Here is a 1700-nt window from a genome sequence, read left to right as displayed (position 1 = left end):
AATCAAAATGTTCTTTAAGATACGCATCCACCGCTTTTTGCCCATTATCTACCGTTACCACACGGAAGTGCTCTTGAAGTAGTATGGTTTCAAGAAGTTTAAGGTTAATAAGATTATCTTCGGCAACCAATATCTTGACATTTTCCGCTTTAGGGGCACTTTGTACTTCATGTGAGCGTGAAATATACTCTTTTGGCATCGTATTCCAAATGACGGCCAACGTTTTATGCAATGAACTCGGTAAAATCGGCAATGTCACAATAGAGGCAACCGAATCGATCAGTGCATCGGCTTTCTCACCGTAATCTAGCTTCATTATCGGAACCATTTGAAGCATTGGATAGGTCGATTGCAGTGCATCTATCTGTACTTTGGAGATATGCTCTACATCTAAAAAGAGGACATCACTTTCATGTAATGTTGCATTAACCAAATCATGAATTACTTTCGTCTGTACTTGAAAAAGTTCTAGATATTTATAGAGCAAAGCTCCTTGCGCACTCAATTGGTGTGCTTGCGTATAGATAGTGGCACGAGTCCCATCGATAAAATCAAAAGAGCCATCTTCATTCACCTGATGGGTGATTCGAAAAGAGAATCGCGACCCTTTTCCGCTTTGCGATGCAAGCATCAAATGGGAATTCATCATATCCACATATTTATGACTCAAACTGAGTCCGATTCCAAGACCGTCTTTCCCTTTTCGCTGATTCTCCCATGCGGAAGCGAAAGGGCGAAGAAGCGTTTTAATACGTTCATTGTCGATTCCGATGCCGGTATCACTAACCGCATATTCCACTTCAACAAAATGATCTTCTTCTCTAACAATCAGAATTTCAACAAGGACGCTCCCTCCCTCATCGGTAAATTTAATACCGTTTTGGATGAGATTACGCATAATGGCTAGAATTTTGTCCTGATCCCCTATCATTGTTTTAGGCAAATGGGGATCGATTAAGAACATGAGCCCAATCTCTTTGGAGAGGGCGAGATCACTAAACTGCATGGAAAAATTTTCATACACTTCCAGAGGATTAAAGAGTGCCAAATTGGTATGAATGCTGCCACTTTCGACTTGCATAAGTTCCAAAAGATTTTCAATATTTCGCATCATTGACTGCGCACTGCGGCTCGTCATTTGTACATATTCTTGCTGCCATGAACTCAGAGGGGAGCTTTTAAGCAAATCGGTAAATCCGATAATAGCATTCATGGGTGTACGGAATTCATGAGAGATATTGGTTAAAAACTTCTTTTTAAAATGTTCAAAATAGCGTTCAGCCGCACGTGCACGCTCGATAATCGAAACATCTCTAAAGACGACTCCGACTATGGGCTGATTATCTACAATAAATACTTCTGATTTAACCGCCACGTCGTAATCAGCCGCCTCGGAATGAATTTTTCCCCGATACTCTCCCGATTTTGAAAGAAGATACGGCAAATCCACCCCTTGTGGATCAAACCAAACATTAAGAGGAGCAATATCGCCTAAGTTTTCGATATTTAAAAGCTCTATCATCGCACCATTGCAACCGGCAATATCTCCGGCTAAATCGGTATAAATCATAGGATCAGAGTGCAAATGGGCGCATGAAGTAATCACCTCTAACACAGAGGCATATTTTTCTTCAAAACTTTTAGTGTAAAACATTTGTCCCCCTATACTTTGACATGTAAGTATTTTTGAAGTACGTATT

1 protein-coding gene is annotated in these 1700 nt (G+C 40.5%); it reads right to left on the bottom strand.

What is annotated here, in order from left to right; genetic code table 11:
• The coding region (locus A2517_RS04350; protein WP_294894511.1) for an ATP-binding protein at positions 1-1654 on the bottom strand (1654 nt) is incomplete at its 3' end.
• Positions 1655-1700: the final 46 nt, after the last annotated feature.

It is taken from the genome of Sulfuricurvum sp. RIFOXYD12_FULL_44_77 (genome assembly GCF_001830725.1).
GTDB classification, from domain to species: domain Bacteria; phylum Campylobacterota; class Campylobacteria; order Campylobacterales; family Sulfurimonadaceae; genus Sulfuricurvum; species Sulfuricurvum kujiense_A.
Note: the sequence above shows the minus strand (reverse complement) of the source record. Positions and strands in the feature narration are given on the sequence as shown.